This window comes from Mesorhizobium sp. CNPSo 4661, from assembly GCF_057784215.1.
Map to the genome: position 1 here is coordinate 134,087 of NZ_JBWGIO010000016.1, position 19,114 is coordinate 153,200.

General features: G+C 62.9%; 16 protein-coding genes. 7 read left to right on the forward strand and 9 right to left on the reverse strand.

What is annotated here, in order from left to right; translation table 11 throughout:
- Positions 1-834 (forward strand): aminoglycoside phosphotransferase family protein, encoded by an 834-nt coding sequence (locus AC0YKC_RS24260; RefSeq protein WP_320298051.1) that lies wholly within the window; start codon positions 1-3, stop codon positions 832-834.
- Here the strand turns inward: AC0YKC_RS24260 and AC0YKC_RS24265 are convergent.
- Positions 824-1,915, reverse strand: coding sequence for a COX15/CtaA family protein (locus tag AC0YKC_RS24265; protein ID WP_488512882.1), 1,092 nt, complete (start codon positions 1,913-1,915; stop codon positions 824-826). The genes AC0YKC_RS24260 and AC0YKC_RS24265 overlap by 11 nt on opposite strands.
- Positions 1,916-2,066: 151 nt before the next feature.
- Here AC0YKC_RS24265 and AC0YKC_RS24270 point away from each other — a divergent pair, with 151 nt between their 5' ends.
- Positions 2,067-2,282, forward strand: a complete 216-nt coding sequence (locus tag AC0YKC_RS24270) for a DUF2842 domain-containing protein (protein ID WP_320298053.1) — start codon at positions 2,067-2,069, stop codon at positions 2,280-2,282.
- A gap of 7 nt (positions 2,283-2,289) precedes the next feature.
- On the opposite strand, the gene AC0YKC_RS24275 is transcribed toward AC0YKC_RS24270, so the two are convergent.
- Positions 2,290-3,348 carry a polysaccharide deacetylase family protein gene (locus AC0YKC_RS24275; RefSeq protein WP_488512930.1) on the reverse strand — a complete coding sequence of 353 codons (1,059 nt, stop codon included), beginning with the start codon at positions 3,346-3,348 and terminating at the stop codon, positions 2,290-2,292.
- Positions 3,349-3,439: 91 nt separating this feature from the next.
- Between AC0YKC_RS24275 and AC0YKC_RS24280 the strand changes: the two genes are divergently transcribed.
- Positions 3,440-4,669, forward strand: coding sequence for a GNAT family N-acetyltransferase (locus AC0YKC_RS24280; protein ID WP_488512883.1), 1,230 nt, complete (start codon positions 3,440-3,442; stop codon positions 4,667-4,669).
- Positions 4,670-4,730: 61 nt separating this feature from the next.
- On the opposite strand, the gene AC0YKC_RS24285 is transcribed toward AC0YKC_RS24280, so the two are convergent.
- Positions 4,731-6,971 carry a GumC family protein gene (locus tag AC0YKC_RS24285; RefSeq protein ID WP_488512884.1) on the reverse strand — a complete coding sequence of 747 codons (2,241 nt, stop codon included), beginning with the start codon at positions 6,969-6,971 and terminating at the stop codon, positions 4,731-4,733.
- 262 nt (positions 6,972-7,233) lie between these two features.
- Here AC0YKC_RS24285 and AC0YKC_RS24290 point away from each other — a divergent pair, with 262 nt between their 5' ends.
- The 4 genes from AC0YKC_RS24290 (at position 7,234) to AC0YKC_RS24305 (ending at position 11,868) form a co-directional block, all read left to right on the forward strand.
- Positions 7,234-7,797: a polysaccharide biosynthesis/export family protein gene (locus AC0YKC_RS24290; protein WP_320298056.1), complete on the forward strand. Its 564-nt coding sequence runs from the start codon at positions 7,234-7,236 to the stop codon at positions 7,795-7,797.
- Between the two features lie 10 nt (positions 7,798-7,807).
- Positions 7,808-8,938 carry a glycosyltransferase gene (locus AC0YKC_RS24295; RefSeq protein ID WP_488512885.1) on the forward strand — a complete coding sequence of 377 codons (1,131 nt, stop codon included), beginning with the start codon at positions 7,808-7,810 and terminating at the stop codon, positions 8,936-8,938.
- 99 nt (positions 8,939-9,037) lie between these two features.
- Positions 9,038-10,573, forward strand: coding sequence for an undecaprenyl-phosphate glucose phosphotransferase (locus AC0YKC_RS24300; RefSeq protein WP_488512886.1), 1,536 nt, complete (start codon positions 9,038-9,040; stop codon positions 10,571-10,573).
- Positions 10,570-11,868: an O-antigen ligase family protein gene (locus tag AC0YKC_RS24305; protein WP_320298059.1), complete on the forward strand. Its 1,299-nt coding sequence runs from the start codon at positions 10,570-10,572 to the stop codon at positions 11,866-11,868. Before AC0YKC_RS24300 ends, AC0YKC_RS24305 begins: the two co-directional genes overlap by 4 nt.
- On the opposite strand, the gene AC0YKC_RS24310 is transcribed toward AC0YKC_RS24305, so the two are convergent.
- The 6 genes from AC0YKC_RS24310 to AC0YKC_RS24335 all read right to left on the reverse strand — a co-directional run bounded on the left by AC0YKC_RS24310 (position 11,860) and on the right by AC0YKC_RS24335 (position 18,978).
- Positions 11,860-13,626: a tetratricopeptide repeat protein gene (locus tag AC0YKC_RS24310; RefSeq protein ID WP_488512887.1), complete on the reverse strand. Its 1,767-nt coding sequence runs from the start codon at positions 13,624-13,626 to the stop codon at positions 11,860-11,862. The genes AC0YKC_RS24305 and AC0YKC_RS24310 overlap by 9 nt on opposite strands.
- Positions 13,627-13,875: 249 nt before the next feature.
- A complete protein-coding gene (locus AC0YKC_RS24315) occupies positions 13,876-14,721 on the reverse strand; it encodes a hypothetical protein (protein ID WP_320298061.1) in 846 nt (281 codons plus the stop codon).
- A 61-nt stretch (positions 14,722-14,782) separates the two neighbouring features.
- Complete coding sequence (locus tag AC0YKC_RS24320) at positions 14,783-14,965, reverse strand: hypothetical protein (RefSeq protein ID WP_320298062.1); 183 nt, start codon at positions 14,963-14,965, stop codon at positions 14,783-14,785.
- A 22-nt stretch (positions 14,966-14,987) separates the two neighbouring features.
- Positions 14,988-16,376 carry a gluzincin family metallopeptidase gene (locus tag AC0YKC_RS24325; RefSeq protein ID WP_488512888.1) on the reverse strand — a complete coding sequence of 463 codons (1,389 nt, stop codon included), beginning with the start codon at positions 16,374-16,376 and terminating at the stop codon, positions 14,988-14,990.
- Positions 16,377-16,444: 68 nt separating this feature from the next.
- Entirely contained in the window at positions 16,445-17,767 is a 1,323-nt protein-coding gene (locus tag AC0YKC_RS24330; RefSeq protein ID WP_488512889.1) for a TfuA-like protein, read from the reverse strand.
- Positions 17,764-18,978: a YcaO-like family protein gene (locus AC0YKC_RS24335; RefSeq protein ID WP_488512890.1), complete on the reverse strand. Its 1,215-nt coding sequence runs from the start codon at positions 18,976-18,978 to the stop codon at positions 17,764-17,766. The genes AC0YKC_RS24330 and AC0YKC_RS24335 overlap by 4 nt, the downstream gene beginning before the upstream one ends.
- Between the last annotated feature and the right edge of the window lie 136 nt (positions 18,979-19,114).

Sequence of the window (19,114 nt, forward strand, 5' to 3'; positions counted from 1 at the left end):
ATGCAAGCGTTTCCCGAGCGCTGGAAGCTCAGCGCTCCCGAACTCATTGAAGAGACGTTTTCCAGCCGGATCTGGAAGGTGACGCGCGAGGATGGTTCGCCGGCAATCGTCAAGGACCTGAAACCCTTCGACGACGTCGCCGACGAGCTGCGCGGCGAGCATTACCTTGCCTGGCGGGGCGGCGAAGGCGCCGTGCGCCTGCTCGGCCGTGACGGCAATCGCATGCTGCTCGAATATGCCGGCGACCGACTGCTTTCCGAACATCTTGCGGAATATGGCGACGATGTCGCGACGGCGATTGCCGCCGACATTATGGGGAAGCTGCTGTCGCCCTCCGAGCACACGCCTCCGGCCGACCTGCAGCCCTTGCGGGAACGGTACGTCAGCTTGTTTCGAGCGGCCAAGACCGATCAGGAAGCCGGGCGGCACAGCCTCTATGTCGACGCTGCCAATATAGCCGAGCGGTTGCTTGCCGACCCGCATGCCGTGCGCCCGCTGCATGGCGACCTGCACCACGACAACATCCTGTTCGGGCCGCGCGGCTGGCTGGCGATCGACCCAAAGGGCGTGCTCGGCGATCCCGGCTTCGACGCGGCGAACATCTTCTACAACCCGCTCGACCGCGACGACCTCTGCCTCGATCCGCGCCGGATCGCGCATATGGCCGACGTGTTTGGAAAGACGCTCGGACAGTCGCCACGCGCCATCCTCGACCATGCGATCGCCTATGGCTGCCTGTCGGCCGCTTGGCATCGCGAGGACAAGAACGCGGTCGACGAAAAACGCGAGCTAGCCGTCGCTGAAGCAGTTCGAAAGGTTCGCCTCAGCCTCTGACGGCAATTTCGGTCGGAAGCGGATAGGCGCCCTTGGTGCCGCGCCAGTGCGCGGCAGCGAAGCCGAGCAACACAAGCGCGATCGCCTGATGCGTCAACGCCATGTGCAGCGGCACCTGCATCAAGAGCGTGCCGATGCCGATCGAGGCCTGGACGACCACCAGCGCGAACAGAAGCGTGGCCCGGCGGGCATGGGTGGTGCCGGGCTGGCGCCGCCACGTCGCGATCATGTGCCAGAGCGCCACGACAAGGACCGTATAGGCGCCGAGCCGGTGGACGAACTGAACCGTTTTCGGATTTTCGAAGAAGTTCAGCCAGGCGGGTTTCAGGAGAAGCAGGTCGGACGGGATCAGCTTTCCGTCCATCAGCGGCCATGTGTTGTAGCTAAGCCCCGCGTGGAGCCCGGCGACCAATCCGCCAAGATAGATCTGGACCAGCGCCAAAAGCACGATGAAGCCGGCAAGCCGCTGCGTCGGCCGGTCGGCGGCGGGCTCCGAATGCGGCGCCAGCCCGCGCGCGACCACCATGGTGGCTGTGAAGATGAGCGCGGCAAGCGTCAGGTGTGTCGCCAGCCGGTATTGACTGACCGAGACGCGGTCCGCCAGGCCGGAAGCCACCATCCACCAGCCGATGGCGCCTTGCAACCCGCCGAGCGCCAGGATGCCGACGAGCTTCAGCCCGAGGCCGCGTTCGATGCGGCGTGTCGCCCAGAAGAACAGCAGCGGCAAGGCAAAGACGACGCCGACGCTGCGCGCCAGGATGCGGTGCGCCCACTCCCACCAGAAGATCGACTTGAAGTCGTCGACGCTCATACCCTTGTTGATCTCGGTATATTGCGGGATCTGCTGGTAACGCTGGAACTCTTCCTGCCATTCGGCGTCGTTGAGCGGCGGGATGACGCCGTGTATCGGCTGCCACTCAGTGATAGACAGCCCCGAGCCGGTGAGACGCGTGGAACCGCCGACCAGCACCAGAGCGAACAGCACAAGCAGCACGGCGTAGAGCCAGCCGCGCAGCAGGGCGCGGTTATGCAGGTCGCGGTCGCGTGCGGCATAGGGGGCCGTGGCGGTGATGGCAGCCATTTCGCTTTCCCGGCGGTTGAAACGCGCGATTGGTGGACCAAGGTCGCCCAACTGGCAAGACTGGACAGCGCGGCACGCCGTCGCGCCGGGCCGCGACGGTTGCGCGCCCTCTTCATTCGGCCTAAGCGAAGCGGGTCAACGGAACCTCGACATGCCCATTCGCCTGAAAAAGCTGATCGGAACCATATTGCTGGTGGCGCTGGTCATCATCTACGCGCTGATCGCGTCGGCCGTCGCGGTCACCAGGCTCGCCGAATACGGCCCTGTCGCGCATCTGTTGTTCTTCCTGTTCAGCGGCCTGTTGTGGGTGCTGCCTGCCATGGGCATCATCAAATGGCTGATACTAGAGCCCGGCCCGAAGGGCTGACGCAGCCTTAGATGGTCACCACCATCTTGCCCGCATTGGCGAGCGGCGTCGTGATGCCGGACAGCATCGTGCGGATATGCGCCACGCTCTGATAGCGGCCATTGACGGAGATGCGCGGCAGCGCGTGCAGGAAGCCGGCATGCTCGGCGCGCAGCACACCATGCCGCGTGGTCACCGCCGAGGCATAGCCTGCGTCGCGGGCGAAGCCCACCTCGCGGCAGCCGACGGCGCTCGCATAGCCATACGGGTAAGCCAGATGACGCGGCTCCTCGCCGAGCCTTTCCTTAAGGATGCGGCGGACGTCGCCGATCTCATGGCGCGCATCGGCTTCGGACAGTCGCTTCAAGTTCCGATGGTTGATGGTGTGCGCGCCGATGGTCACCAGCGGGTGCGCTGCCATGCTGCGAAGTTCATCCCAATTCATCAAGGCGCATGGGCGGCCCGAGCCGAATTCGAGCCCGTTCGAACGGGCTAGCTCGCGCAGCGCGGCTCCCTGCTTTTCCTCGGAGACTTCCAGGGTCAGCCAGGCGTTCAGCCGGGCAATGGCTTGGATCTTCCTGCCTGGCGTCGAGCAATCGATCAGCGTCGGCTTGCCCGCCCTGGTCAGCGTCAGGCGCGAACTGGTGTCGACAATGTCCTCGATCACGTCCCACCAGAGATCGACGGCGCCGTCGATCAAGCCGGGGGCGACATAGATGGTGATCGGCGCGGCGTGCTTTTGCAGCACCGGAAGCGCCTCGGTCATGTTGTCGCGATAGGCGTCGTCGGCGGTGATCGTGGCGAACTGGCGGCCCTTGCCGCCCGTCTTGATGCGTTCGATCGCTTCATCAAGGGAAACAAAGGTATAACCCCGCCCCTTCATGTCAGCGATCAGCCTGTCGAGGAAGGCCGGAGCGATGTTCAGGTGCCGATTGACGCTGTTCGGCTTTTCCGGCGTCGCGGTGACACGGTGCAGCATCAGGATAGCGCCGATGCCGCCAACAAACGGCCGCGCCAGAGGCGCGAGACCGGAGTAGCGGGCAAGGTTCAACGCCAGTTTCCGGATTGCCTCGCCCCCGTCGATCATTCCTTCACCTTTTGCGCCTAGGCTCATGCAAGCACGAATTGCGCCTATGCGAACCCCCAAGCCGGAACCAATACGTCTTAAGGATTGAGGTATGGTTGACGCCACCGCGTCATTTGACGGCAACCGGGTCGCGACCAATGAGATTTCCGCGCGCGCCATGCGAGCCGATCAGGGTCGGTGGACTGCGACCGCAAGGGACGGCGCCGGGCTTGCCGACTATGTTCAATTCTGCACCTCGGCGCTGTTCGCGCCGGCGCAAAGCGCATCCTGGGTGGGCAACTGGGCGACCGCAACCGGCGCCGACATGGTTTTTGCGACGCTGGCCTGCGATGGCCGCCCGGCGCTATCCCTGGCCCTGGAGATCGTAAGACGCGGCCCGTTCAAAGTTGCCCGTTTCGCCGGCGGGCGCCACGCCAACGGCAATTTCGCCGCCGCCGATCCACGTTTCCTGCCTGCTATCGACGGCCAGGCGATCCGCTCGGCGTTCAAGGCGATCGTGCAAACGCGGCCGGACATCGACCTGATCTCGCTGGAAAGGCTGCTGCCCGACCTCGATGGCGTTGCCAACCCGCTCGCCGCGCTGCCCGGCTTTCCAAGTCCGAACCTCGCGCTCGCGGTCGACCTCGACGGCGGGTTCGACGCGCTCTTGTCGCGCGCGAGCGGTAAGCGCAAGCGCAAGAAGCACCGCTCGCAGACACGCAAGTTCGAGGCTGTCGGCCCCTTCCGCCGGATCGAGGCAGGCACCAGCGAGGAGGTCGACAGGCTGCTCGACGCCTTCCTCGATATGAAGGAAGTACGCTTCGCCAAGATGGGCATCGCCGATGTCTTCGGCGACAGGCAAGTGCGCGACTTCTTCCGGGCGCTGTTTACCGATGCGCTGAGCGAGGAAAATCCCTCCTTCCTGCTGCACGGCCTGGACGTGGCGGGAAAACTGCGTGCGGTCACTGGCTCCAGCCGCTCTGGCAAGCGGCTGATCTGCGAGTTCGGCGCCATCGCCGAGGACGACCTCGCCTTCGCCAGCCCCGGCGATTTCCTGTTCTTCGACAACATCCAGGAAGCCTCCGAGCTCGGCTTCGAGGTGTATGACTTCTCGGTCGGCGACGAGCCTTACAAACGGCTCTGGTGCGATATCGAGATCCAGCATTTCGAGGTGCTTGCGCCGTTGACGCTGAAAGGCCGCGCATTGGCGACGACGATGCGGCAAGGCGCGCGCGCCAAGGCCTTCATCAAGAACAATCCGACGGTCTGGAAGCTGACCAAGATGCTGCGCCGCAAGGCGGCCGGTCAGGCCGCGCCCGTTCCAGCCGAAGACGATAACTGATCACCACGCTTTAATCGGACGCACGGTTGCTTCGACACCCCGTCGCGTTTTCGCGCGGCGTTCAAGCCGCCGAGCGGCGTCCCGGCACCGGGGTTCCCGGCGGTTCGTGGCCGACCGGCGTGACCAGCGTCAAGTTGGGGTAGCCGTTCTCGATCAGCTTCACCGCGGCCTGCGTCACCTGGTCGTCGGCCTCCAGCATCGACAGGAAGACTTCGGTCCCGTCGCCGACCAGGCGGCCAATGCCTTGCGCGTCGGCCGGGCCGCACTCGACCACGACGAGATCATAGGCCGTGGTGAGCGACTGCATGATGATCGGCAGCCGGTCGGCGGCGCGCATGGCGCGGACAGGGTCGGCGGTGCCGACCGGAATGACATGCGCATCCGAATAGAGATCGGGATGGATGACGTCGCTGAACTGCGCTTCGGACGCAAGCAGATTGGTGATGCCGGGGAACAGGCTCGTGTCCAGCATCGGCAGCGACGCCGCGCCCGATGCGGTGAGATCGAGCAGCAGCACACGCAGACCGGCATCGGATACTTCGCGCGCCACGAGCACGGCGGACGCGGCCGCCTCGTCGCCCTCCGGCGACACGAAGATCGCGCGCGCGGCGCCGGAAGCGATCAGCTTCTCCGCGGCCTTGTCGACATCGATCTCGCCGAGCCTGGATTGCCTTGGTTCCGGGGTCGATTCGCTTGGCCCAGCCTGCTTGACAGCCGCAGCGCGAGCCTCCGCCAGCTCGCGCTCGGCCGGCCTCGGGAGTTCCGATTCCGCAATCGAATGCCCCGCCGCGGCTTCCTCGTAAGGCGCAAAGGCCCGACCTCCGTCGTGAGCCTCAACGACCGTCGGTTCCACCCTGGCCACGGGCATCGCCACCTGCTCGATATCGGTAAAGCGAGCACCGGCGGCCGGACGCATGGCGCGGCCCGAGAACAGCTCGCCAAGCAGCGTGCCGATCGCCATCAGCAGCAGCGAAGCGGCGGCGGCGGCACCGGTGATCGGCCCAATCTTCGGGAAATAGGGCTGGGACGGCACCTGGGCGCTGGCAATCAGGCTCGCCGCGACAGGCGAGTATTTGCGATCCTTGCGCGAGGCCACCGCATTGTAGCTTGTCATATAGGATTCAAGCTGTTGGCGCTGAACATTCGCGTCGCGCTGCAAGGCGTCCAGCTGCACCTGCTGCTCGCCGGCGCGGGCCGACGCGGCTTTCAGCGTGTTGACGTCCGCGACCAGCTGATCCTCGCGGGCCTTGGCCGTCTGGGCCTGGGCGGCCAGGCCACGGATGATCTTTTGCGCCTCGTTGCCAATCTGGCCGTCGAGATCGGCCAGTTGCGACTTCAGCGCCCGGATGCGCGGGTGGTTGTCCAGCAGGGTCGTGGAAAGGTCGGCGATATTAGCCCTGAGTTCCACCTGGCGCTCACGCAGGCGCTGGATCAGATCGGAAGACAGGACTTCCGGCACGCTGTCCAGCGAACCGCCATTCTGCAGCGCCCGGCGCACGCTTTCGGCGCTCGCTTCGGCGGCGGCGCGGCTGGCGCGCACGCGCGACAACTCGCTCGACAGTTCGGCGAGCTGCTGGGTCGGAAGCACCGCATTGTTGCCACCCATCAAAAGGTCGGACTGGGCGCGGAACGCCGCGACCTTGGCCTCGGCGTCCTTGACGCGATTCTGCAGGTCCGCGATTTCCGGCGCCAGGAAGTCGGTAGCGGCGGCATTCGATTCGAGCTTGGCGTCGCCCTTCGAGGCGATATAGGCGTTGGCGATGCCGTTCGCGATGTCGGCGGCAAGCTTGGGATCCTTCGAGGCGAACTCGATGGCGATCGCGCGCGTCTTCTCAACGGCGTAGACGTTGAGCTTGTCGTGCATGGCATTCAGCACGCGCTCTTCCGGCGGAATATCGAAGGGATCGCTTTTCAAGCCGACAAGAACGAGCATGCGCCCGAGCGTCGACATCTTCAGCGTTTCGTCGAACTCCGGCAGCTTGTCCAGGTTGAGCTTGGTCGCCACCTGCTTGAGGATGTCGGGCGAGGAAATGATCTGGACCTGGGTCGCGACGCCCTGCTCGTCGAGAATCGGCTTTTCGTCATCGTTGGTGCCTGGCGGCCGGGTGTATTCCGATTCGCGCGAGCCGATCTCCAGCTTGGCTGTCGCCTTGTAATAGGGCGTCGCGAGCCAGGCGAAGGCAAAGGCCAGCCCGGTGACCAGAAGCGTCACGAAGACAATGCGCACCCAGTTCCTCGCCAGACTGGCGAAGAGCTGTCTCAGATCGACATCGACGTCTGCGGCCGCGGACTGAACGGACATGCATCCTGCTCCGAACTTTGAGTCGAGGACGGACCGTAAACAACTATGGTAACTCACCCGTTAAGATCAGAATGGATGCTTATTAGAGAGCACTCAAAGAAGATTGGGCGAAAGCAATAGAACAATTGGGCTTTTTGCCGATCTCCGCTCTCCCGCAGCACGCTCCTTTACCGCCCATTAACCCTAACAGGATGATAACGGTCGCACTTTCCTGGGGTTGGCCGCGACTTGCGGCAAGAGCGATGAAGGTTCCTGGCCGGTCATGAAAAGCAATGCTTCCCTCTTTCGCGCTTTGCTTGCCCTGTCGCTGCTCACCGGCTGCTCGAGCTACCGCCCGACACCCGCCGCCTTCCATGAAGTGCTCGACCAGCCCTATCGGCTCGGCGCCGGCGACCGCGTCCGTGTCACGGTGTTCGAGCAAGATGGATTGACCAACACCTACAGCGTCGACCAGTCCGGCTATCTCTCCTTCCCGCTGGTCGGCTCGGTGCCGGCGCGCGGCCACACCGCGCAGCAGTTGGAAAAGGAGATCGCCGACAAGCTGCGCCAAGGCTATCTGCGCGATCCCGACGTCTCGGTCGAGATCGACCGCTACCGGCCGATCTTCGTCATGGGCGAAGTGGGCGCTGCCGGCCAGTATTCCTATGTGCCGGGACTCACGGTGCAAAAGGCGGTCGCCATCGCCGGCGGCTTCACGCCGCGCGCCAATCAGGGGAGCGTCGACATCACCCGCGACATCAACGGCAAGGTGATGACCGGACGGGTGCTGACATCCGATCCGCTCCTGCCCGGCGACACCATCTACGTTCGCGAACGCCTGTTCTGAAAAACCCGTCGTGGCGGTGAACCTCAGGATCGTCCACTGCTTTCGCTCACCTGTCGGAGGAATCTTCCGGCACGTGCGCGACCTGGCCGAGGCGCAGGTCGCCGCCGGCCACGCGGTGGGAATCGTCTGCGACTCGACCACCGGCGGCGACTATGAGGAACGCTTGTTCGAGGCGATGAAGGACAGCCTCGCGCTTGGCATCCATCGCACGCCGATGCAACGGCATGTCGGGCCGGGCGACCTCGCCTCGGCCTGGCGCACCTATCGAATCATCCAGGAATTGCGGCCGGACGTGCTGCACGGACATGGCGCCAAGGGTGGCGCCTATGCCCGGCTGTTCGGCTCATTGTTGCGGGTATCAAGGTTTCGCGTTGCCCGCCTCTATTCGCCGCATGGCGGCTCCCTCCACTATGACGAGACGACGGCGACAGGAAAACTGTTCTTCGGCCTGGAGCGCTTCATGGCGCGCTTCACCGACTGCCTGCTGTTCGTTTCCGACTACGAGCGCAAAACCTATCGCCGCAAGGTCGGCGAGCCGCCCATACCCAACCGGCTGGTCTATAACGGCCTGCGCGCCGCCGAATTCGAACCGGTGGCGACCGCGGCGAATGCCGCAGATTTCCTGTACATCGGCATGATGCGCGACCTGAAAGGTCCCGATATCTTCATCGATTCGCTGGCTTTGGCCGGCAGCGAGTCGGGCCGTCCGCTGAGCGCCGTGATGGTCGGCGACGGCGACGACCTGCCGCGCTACCATGCGCAGGTCGAGCGGCTCGGCCTCAAAAACCACGTCCGATTCCTGCCGCCCATGCCGGCAAGAGACGCTTTCGCGCTGGCCGAGTCGATCGTCGTGCCGTCTCGCGCGGAGGCGATGCCCTACATCGTGCTCGAGGCTCTCGCTGCCGGCATGCCGATGATCGCGACCGCGGTCGGCGGCATTCCGGAAATCTTCGGCGAAAACTCCCCTGCCCTGATCCGCCCCGACCCCTCGCAACTCGCGGCCAAGATGCAGACGGCGCTCGGCGATTTCGACGCCTATCGCGGACAGATGCCGCAGACGGACGAGCTCAAAGCCCGCTTCGGAGCCGATGTGATGGCGGCCGAAATCGAGAAGGCCTATTTCTCCGCGCTGAACAGATAGGCTTGCGGCCGCCCGAACGGCTCCAAAACCACCGGTTGTTTCAAGGCTTTCTTAGCTCTCTTTTGCTATGCAGTTGCGCGAAGCTCGCGGACAGTTCCCATGAATGAAATCGACCCCGCGCACCGCTTTTCCATAGATGCGGTGCGCAACTACGACGCTCCCGCCGGAAGCGAAAAGCCTGGCGGCATCAATGATGTGGCGCGCCAGGTCGCCTCGCAATACCGGCGCGATACCATGTCGCCGATCATGGTCAGCGGCGTGCTGCGCATGGTCGAGTTCGCCATGCTGTTCCTGTCGGGTCTCGGCGTCTATTTCTACTATGTCGGTTTCTTCAACTATCTGGCCTGGCAATATCCGCTGGCGATCGCGGCGACGTCGTTCCTGGCCGTGGTGCTGCTCGACGTGACCGACTGCTATCAGATCGCGGCGCTGATGCGCCCGCTCGCCAATTTCGGCCGCGTGCTGCTGGTCTGGGCCGGCAGCTTCGCGCTGATGGCGCTCACCGCCTTCGCCATCAAGGCGTCGGAAGACTATTCGCGCCTGCTGTTCGGCACCTGGTTCGCGGTCGGCTTCGTGTTGATCTTCGGCCTGAGACTCGTGATGTCCAGCCTGATCCGGCGCTGGGCGCGCGACGGCCGGATGGAGCGCCGCGCCTTGATAGTCGGCGGCGGCAAGGCGGCCGAACAACTGATACGCTCGGTCGAGAAGCAGCCCTACAACGACATCCGCATCTGCGGCATCTTCGACGACCGCAACGACAAGCGCTCGCCGCCGATCGTCGCCGGCTATCCCAAGCTCGGCACGATCTCGGAGCTCATCGAATTCGCCCGCATCGCTCGCATCGACATGCTGATCGTGTCGCTGCCGCTGACCGCCGAATCGCGCGTCTTGCAGCTTCTGAAGAAACTCTGGGTGCTGCCGGTCGACATCCGGCTTTCGGCGCATTCCAACGCGCTACAGTTCCGGCCGCGCGCCTACTCCTATATCGGCTCGGTGCCGATGCTCGACATCTTCGACAAGCCGATCAACGACTGGGATTCGGTCGCCAAGCGCGCCTTCGACATCGTCTTCTCGCTCGTCGGCATCATCCTCTTTTCGCCGGTGATGCTCGCCACCGCGATCGCCATCAAGCTCGACAGCAAGGGCCCGGTGCTGTTCAAGCAGAAGCGGCACGGCTTCAACAACGAGATCATCGAGGTCTACAAGTTCCGCTCGATGTATGCCGACCGGTCGGATCCGACCGCCAAGCAGACGGTGACCAAGAACGATCCGCGCGTCACCCGTGTCGGCCGCTTCATCCGCAAGACCTCGATCGACGAGCTGCCGCAGTTCTTCAATTCGTTGCTCGGCTCGCTGTCGCTGGTCGGGCCGCGCCCGCATGCCATCGCCGCGCAGTCGCACAATCTGCTCTACAACGAGGTGGTCGACGGCTACTTCGCCCGCCACAAGGTCAAGCCCGGCGTCACCGGCTGGGCGCAGATCAACGGCTGGCGCGGCGAGATGGACACCAACGAAAAGATCCGCATGCGCACCGAATACGACCTCTATTACATCGAGAACTGGTCGATGCTGTTCGACCTGCGCATCCTGTTCCTCACGCCGATCCGCCTGCTCAACACGGAAAATGCCTATTGAGCGCCATCGCCCATGAGTTGCCGGCGTCAGCGGTCAACGCCAAGCTGATTTCTCTGATCGCGTCGGCCGCGATCGGCATCGGCATCCTGCTCTCCGGCTTCGTCATCAGTGAACCCGCGCCTTACGAAATCTACATGGCCGGGCTGATCGCGGTCTGGGCGCTCTTCGGTCTTCGAATCTCGCGCGCGATCGTTCCGCTGCTGGTGCTGCTGGTGGCGATGAACATCGGCGGCATGATTGCCATGACGCAGATGGCGGATCTCGCCAACACGCCGCTCTATCTCGCCGTCTCGCTGTTTCTCGCCTTCAGCGCGGTGTTCTTTGCCTCGGTGACCTCGGTTCAACCGAGCCTCTACCGGCTGATCTTCATCGCCTATGTCGTATCGGCGGTGGCGACGTCGCTGCTTGGCATCGCCGGTTATTTCCATGCCTTTCCCGGCGCGGAAATGTTCACCAAATACGACCGAGCCGCCGGCGCCTTCCAGGACCCGAACGTGTTCGGGCCGTTCCTGGTGCTGCCCGGCACTTACCTGCTCTACCTGCTCTTGACCGGCCCGGTGTCGCGCATGCCGCTGCTCGCCTTGCCGCTGCTCATCATCACCGCCGGCATCTTCTTCTCCTTCTCGCGCGGCGCCTGGGGCATGTTCGCGGTGTCGGCGGTGCTGCTCACCGCGTGCCTCTTCCTGCAGAGCGCCAGCGGCAAGTTCCGGTTGCGGGTCGTGGTGATGACGATCGCGGCCGTGGCGCTGCTGATCATCGCCTTCCTGGTCATCCTGCAACTGCCCGGCGTGTCGGATATGTTCACCCAGCGCGCGCAGCTCGAGCAGAGCTACGACTCGGCACGGCTCGGTCGCTTCGCCCGCTACGCGATCGGCTTCCAGCTGGCGATGGAACACCCGTTCGGCATCGGTCCGCTGGTTTTCGGCACGATCTACGGCGAGGACACGCACGACATCTGGCTGAAGGCGCTGATGGATTACGGCTGGCTTGGCTTCGTCTCGTTCCTGACGCTGACGCTCTGGACGATCGGCGCCGGCTTCCGCATCCTGTTGCGCGACCGGCCATGGCAGCCCTATCTGCTTTGCGCCTATGTCGCCTATCTCGGCAATATCGGGCTAGGCACCTTCATCGACATCGACCACTGGCGCCATCTCTACCTGCTGCTCGGGCTGGTCTGGGGCGCCATCGCTCTGGAGTATCGGCACCAACGGGAATTGAGGCTGGCGCGAGTTCCCGTTCCGGCAGCGGCCGCGGCGTCTATCGCGCGGCACGCTCCTGTCGCCGCGCTATTTTAACCCTGCTTTGCGCAGGCCATCGACAAGCAGCTCAGTGTCCTCGGGATATTTGTGCGGAGGAACTTTCCGCCATTGCTCGGTGGTGAAATTCGGGTGCACCTCCAGCAGCGCACGGGCATGCCTTTCCGCTTCCTGGGTGTTCCCGAGATAGGCATGGCTCGCCGCCATAAGCCGATGGCTCTCGGAGCCATCCCGCATCTTTTGCAGCGTCTCTATCGTTTTTTCATATTCGCCCAGCTGAAAATAGGCGTCGCCCAGATACCAAAGATAAGCGTCGGGGTAGTAAGGGTTCAGCCGCATCGCCCGCTCCAGCAGCTTCACGGACCGCTCCGCCTGCCGAACATAGACAAGGCAGTCGCCCATCTCGGCCAGCAGGTCGGCGTCGTTGGGATTGAGCTGCAGAGCACGTTCGTAGGCGGCGATCGCTGGATCGTGCTCTTTCTTGTAGAGGTGGGCCAGGCCCATCTCCGAGTAACCGCGTGCATCGAGGTCATCGTGCAGCACGGCCAGACTCGCGAGCTTCAACGCCTCGTTCAGCGCAGCTTCCGGATCATTGGTCCACGCATAGCGCCATTCGACGTTGAACGTCCGTGACAGCGCTGCATAGCTGCGGGCATAGCGAGGATCGAGATTCCTCGCCTGCTCATAAAGCCGCCTGGCATGCCAATTGCTCTCCGGTCGGAAGCGGAAGCTGAGATCCTGCCCGCGCAGGATCATGCCGTAGGCATGAATGTTGGGATGATTTTGCGACATCAGCCGCCGTCTCTCAGCCATGTCGATATGCACGGCCAGCCGCGAAGCGGTCGTCGCGGTAACGTCGTCCTGGAAGGCGAAGATATCCTCAATGCTACCGTCGTAGCGTTCCGACCAGATTGTATGCTCGGTTTGCGCCTCAACCAGGTCCATCGCAACCCGGAGACGAGTGCCCGCACGGCGCAGGCTTCCCGTCAGGAGATAGCGAACACCCAGTTGATTGGCGATCTCGCGCAGCGATCGTGTCTGCGTGACGACGGCCAATGTCGAGTGCCGAGCAATCACCATCAAGTTACGGAACCGGCACAGGTTGGAAATGAGGTCCGCGACGACACCCTGGCACAAATGAAGGTCCGCTGGGTCACCCGAAACGTTCTCAAGCGGCAAGACCGCCAGTGAACTCTCCGGCACGAAACGCTCAGTCGCAGGGACAAAGTGTGGCGCCGACTCCCTTGGCTCCGCATGTGCCAATTCGAAGTCGACCGCGAAGACCTCGACCTCTTCAGCAATGTTCTTCAGCTTTTGCTTGCCCAGCGACCGGAACGAACACTCCGCCTCACCGCGAACGAATTGGCGAACGGATTCGGCGATGCATATGCCGCGCGGCTCCGCCAGCGACTGGATTCGAGCGGCCAAATTGATGCTGTGGCCATAGATCTCACCATCGCTTGCGATCGTGTCTCCAACGTTAATGCCGATCCGGTAGGCGATGGGATCCTCGCCGCCTGACCACACGGTCTCGTTGGACAGTTCCCGCTGCATCTCGACCGCGAAATGCAATGCCAGGGTCGGGCTAGGGAACAAAGCCACCACGCCGTCGCCGGCAGTATCGACAACTGAACCGCCATAATCGCCAACCAGGCCGCGGATGAAGCTGAGCGATTGGGTCAGGCGGACAACCGTCCCTGCCTCATCCTGATCCATAAGGCGGCTGTAGCCGTGCACGTCCGCATAGACGATCGCCGACAGCTTTCGATTAAGCAGCTCGAATCGGCTTGTGACCATTGCTCTTCCCGCCGGCGTTCCCAGCAACCACCGGGCACTGCAGCATAGCACGCTGAAATCGCTAACAGCAGCCGAGAAAGAAGGACGTGCTCAAAGGAATATTGCTGAGATTTAAAGGAATTAGCTGCTTCTAATGCAACGCGCGCGCGATCTGGGAGTGGAAAAGCTCCGCCTGGTTGATCGCTAGCCGCGGCCAACCCTCGGCATCGTGAAGAAGCCCCGCCCCGTCAGGCACTCATTGCATGCAGGTCAATCGCTGTTGCCACCGCCGCGGGCGCTCATGCCGCGCGCGCTCATTCCCCTTGCGCTCATGCCACGCGCGCTCATTCCCCTTGCACTCATTCCGCGCGCGCTCATGCCGGCACTGTCCATGCCGCCCGGTCCGCCGCCGCCGAGTGTCGCTGCAAGCAGCACATCCTCGAACATGCCTGTCTCGACATCCATGCGGACTGTGTAGTCGGCCTTGTCGTAGGACCAGACGCGCAAGCCATCGGCGAAATCGAAGTCGGCTGCCGCGAGGCCCGTCAGTCCGGTCGGACTGGGTGAACGGGCGGGACTGAACGTGCCGAGATCCTCCGCGACGAGTTCTCCATCACCGTGCACAAGGAATATTATGGGCCTTGGCAGGTCGTAGTAGCTGCCCTCAAAACTGAAGCCATATATCCTTGCAAACCTGCCGTTTTGCAGTTGGTCCTCAAGGAGCCTGTTCTTCCCGCTTCGGTTTGCGGCGCCCGGGCGGCGCCCGATGAATTCGAACCCGCCCTCAAGCTTCATGAAATAGCCGACGAAGCTATTCCCGCCGGTCACCTGGATTATTGCACCGGCCGGCGTGTCATCCTTGGTCCACCGACCGTCAGCGCCGCCTACCGTGTACACGCCGATCTGATCCAGGACCTTCTGTTTCCAGACAACAATCTTGCTCTTATCCGCCAGACGCACACCATTCACGACCTTGTTGCCAGTCAATGCCGGTATGTTCTTGGCGGTCGCCACCTGCGCCACGATAGGATTCAGAAGTGGGTTCACAACCTGCAGATCGATTACAAAATGGCCGAATAGATTAATACCCGACACGCTAAGAAGGCTCTCTACCATAGCCGCAACCCTCCGGTTCCTGGATCATATATCTAGTGTCAAACAGTATGATTTCTTGGCATCATGCGGCCTTTTGGCTTCTATTTTGTTTCTCAGTCCCTTCCACCTCATGCGTCACAACATAAGTGCGATCGCTTTCACGCCATAATACGCTTACGATCCTGCCTCGCTTTTTGGATATGCTGTCTACATGAGCCTGCAACAATTCAATGTCGTCCATGATTTCCGTCACGACGTAAGGCATTGAGCATTCCTCCTCATCTGACTCAAAGAACGCCGGCCCTGCTTCTTGCCAGTCTGTCTCGCGTTCCCGTCTGTCTCGCAACACGCAGATGCCGTGCACAACAAGCGCCATGACGTGCCGGCACGAACACCCTCGGCAAACCGAAGTGGCTTTTGGGCCCAAACGGCTTGATCTTGGGGCCGGCGCTTACAAAACCGATCGCGCGACGGTTGAGGTTGACGTCGATGATCGTGCGCCAGCGTCCGCCTGTCATCAGCCTGTCAACGGCGCGCAACGTGTATCCGACTTCCGCGTAGCTGAGATCGTCCGGCGAAAGCCGCCGCCAGGTTTCGGCGAGAAGCATGCCGAGCTCGTCGCGCGAGGCGACCAGTGCTTCGCGAAACGCCAAAGGCGACGCCGCATAGGCTTCGTCGAACATCGGCTGGATGGCGCGAAAATAGTCGGGACTGTCCTCCAGCCGGTCGGACAGATCTTCCTGGCTTTGGGTGATCAGACCCCTCGCGACCAGCTCTTCGTGGAAAAGGTCGACAAAAATGTCGAACATCGCGCCAGTGAGCGGCTGGGCGAGAGCATGCTCGTCGCTCCAGCCCTGGACGAAATCCAGCATCGACAGCGGGTTGGCCGCGAGCCTGATCTGGCTGTTGGAGGATAACTCGGCGATGCGGTTGACGAGATTGTGCGTGTAGAGATTGCCGTGACTGGTTTCCAACAGCTCATCTATGACTGAATCGAAATGCAGGGCGGTGATGAGCGCAGCGAGGTCGGCCGAGGATTCGTGAAAGCCGTAATATTCCGCGCTGGCCGTCCCGAGGTCGGGCACGCCGATGATGGAATAGATGACGCAGTGGCCGACCTCGTGGGCGACAACGTCGAAGTTGAGGGTGAACGGCTCCACCTGGCCATCCGGCGTCTCGTGGATGCCGACCTCCAGAAAGCCGTAACCCATGAAGGCGTTTTCGTGCAGATTGCGCTGTATCACCAGTTCCAGGCGGTCGAGGTCGCGCCGGAAATGCCATCTGATGGGATGGCCGAAATATTTCTCCCACACGTCCAGCGTGAAACGCACCGAGCCGAACAGATGCGCCGCCTCGAATGTCGGATCGTCCGGGCCGATGTGATCGAAATGCCCGTCGAGATCGGGAAACGCCGGGGGAAAGACGTCGCCACGCCAAGGCGGCGTCAGATAGAGCGGGTCGCCGCGGACATTTTCCGCAAGACCGTAGGCAAACGCCTTGCCAATAGGGTCGACGACATACATGCGCCCGTCGCCCGGGCCAGGGCCGACCGACCCCGCCGGCGACGACACGAGCACGATTTCGGGCCGACGAAAAGCTTCCAGGAACGGCGCCTGGGCGAATAGCCGGAAGCGCGTCCCGTTCTTGAATACAGAGCCTTCCTCTCCAGATGTCACGCTTGTCCCCTCGCATGGACAAAGGCATGCACGTCAAACTGGCTGCGATATCGTCGGCGAATGCGGTTTCAAGTTAGCCCGTTTTCATCGGTCAGGCCAGAGTCATCGGACGAGCCGCGGCCGACCATGAAAGCATACTCATGCGCCAGCAGGTCGTAGAATTCCTCGATGCCAGGCAATCCGATGGAGATGGCATAGTCGTCAATGTCTCGAGGCACGGCGCGGCCGAGTCGTTTCTCGAAAAACCAGGCTGCGAGCAGGGCACGCGGCACCGGCGCGGACAGCGACGGTGCCCGCTGCCTGGCCAGAGCCTTGTCTCGATAGTCGGGGTAGAGACCCAGTTCGCGCAGTCTGTCTAGGATGGCTCGGTGCAGTTCGGCATCGCGATCTCGTGCGAGCGTCTCGACGGCCGCATCATCCTCGATCATGCGATCAAGACCGGGAAGATCCATTCCATTGTCGCGCGCCCAGTCGACGACGTCCGTCTGCCGCATAAGCCCGCGCCGCGAGCGAAAATCGCCCATGGCACGCTTGACCGCCTGGCGATCCGGTGCCGCCTGCTCGCCGCGGGCCAGCAGACGAAGCAGCGCCTCGCGGCGCAATTGCGCATAGTCGCCACGCAACCGAAGCTCATCGAGAATGGCACCCTCTTCAGCCGTTCCGCCCGGCTGCGCGGTTTCGTTGCGCCAGGACGCATTGTGCCAATTCTCCGTCCATTCGAAATGGAAGTCGGGAGGCCCCTGCGCAGCCCCACTGCGGATAAATGCGTCCATCTCCTTCAGCAGCTCCAGCCCGTCTTGGCGCTTCCTGTCGACCTTGCCCGTTCGCAGCCAGGTCGCCAATTCCTGCTCCGTACGGTGATCGCCGATGTCCGCCAGCACGTCGGGCCAGGTTCTTTCCCGGTAGAAGCGTGCCTTTGACGAAGCCGCAAGGCGCGCCCCTGTCGGTCTGTCGATGATACCTTCTGCAACCGCCTGCTCGAGCGTCGCGCGGATATTGACCATCGGCTCGCTCAGATGGATGTAGCCGGTCTCCGGCGGACCATGAATGAGCGCGACCTCGTCGTCGTCGGTGAGCTCGCCGTCGCGATAGGCTTCGAAAATACGCCCGACGCCGCGCATGCCGAACGAGTGCAATTCTGCGGCGCGGAGCGCGCCCATGCTGGACGCGCCGAATATGGCGATCCCTTGCGTCAAGGCCCAAAGTATCTCCTTGTGCAAGACAGCCGGCTGACCGTCGAAATAACCGTCGATGACGCCGATTGCCCTGGGGCAGTCGCGCGTGGCGGCATAAAGATCTCCCTGTCGCACGGGAGGGCGGAATTCGAATCCGTCGTAAGACGCGATGTCATGCGCGCGCAGGCTTGGGCCGCAAAAGACGATCGGATTCACGGTCCGCCATCCGACATTCGGCGGGCTCGCTCGCCCGGCATATAGGCGTCATGGTCGTCGGGGCCTTCGAGGCCAGGTATCACAACGCGAACCACAGGCAGCCCGATATCCTCCTTGGACAGATCGACGGCGATGATCTCGCTTACGCCTGCCGCCTGCAGCCTTTCGACCAGCCAGGCCACATTGCGGGCAATCCCGTGTGCAGCTCTCTCCGCGGCAGAGCCAAGTCGCCTCGTGCTGGATCGTTCGGCCAGCAATCGCTCTGCCTGCCGGCGGCGTTTGTCCCGGTAGGCTTCGCTATATTCCTCGGCGGTCAGATCGTCTCGTGCCGCCGATACGTAGGTCGTTCGCACCTGAGCGGCCTCGATAAGCGCCTTCAGCAAGGCGGTCTCCGGCAGCGGGTGCGCTGCCGCGCCTATGCCGTAGTGGCTGTTGCGGTCCCGGCGATCCGCGATCAGGCAGAAAAAGGCCGGCACGCCGATGTCGGAGGTCGTTTCCCACGCCGCGACGTCGAAGTCCGCGCCTTCCAGTTTCTTCAACACTTCGCGACACGGGCCGTCCGGCGCACTGCCGAGGTCGACGCCGGTGCGCCGGCGGCTGGCGGACGGTATCCGGTTCCACAAGGCAGTCGCGTCGCGTTCGATGATTTCGCAAACCCCGTGGTGGATCGCTTCATCGGCTGTATTTCCAGAGGCGAGCCCATTGCTGCTGCAATCGAAGAAGCCGCTTCCAGGGGGCGGTGGCACAGTGAAGTTGGCCCGCACCGACTCGTATGGCAGCCAGCGCTTCCCGCCGGAGATCATCTCCTGGCCTTCAATCCACAGCGTCACAATGTCCTTCGTGAATGCCCTGCCGGTGATGCGAGCCAGCCTCCCAATCTCGGCGAACCGATGCGATTGGGAGAGCTCAGCCATGCTGCCGAGTTTCAGCGGGCGCTCGATGTGCTCCGCATGGTAAAGTTCCGCCGCTTCCATAAGGCCCGAAGCCGTTGCCGATTCCAGGTCGATGCCCTTGCCTTGTGAAACAGCCAGCGATCGGGCGTTGGGGCGGCACACCATCACCACCGGTATGCCTATGCGATCAAGCCCGGTCACATTGGCGACCCTGGTAATCCCCATCCGCGCCCAGTGCGGGCGAAACCGAGCAATCACGCTCTGAGCGCCGTCTGCGCGATCAGGAATTCCCGGTACGGCGCCATTCGCCAACGACACTGAGGTTTTCTCCGAGAGATCAGGAAAGCTTACCGATTTCCACCGACGCCCAACAGGGCAGGTCTCGCGGGTCGGTCTACAATTTCGAGGATTTTGCCCGACTGGCCCTTGCACTCCAACCTTTGAGAATATAGGG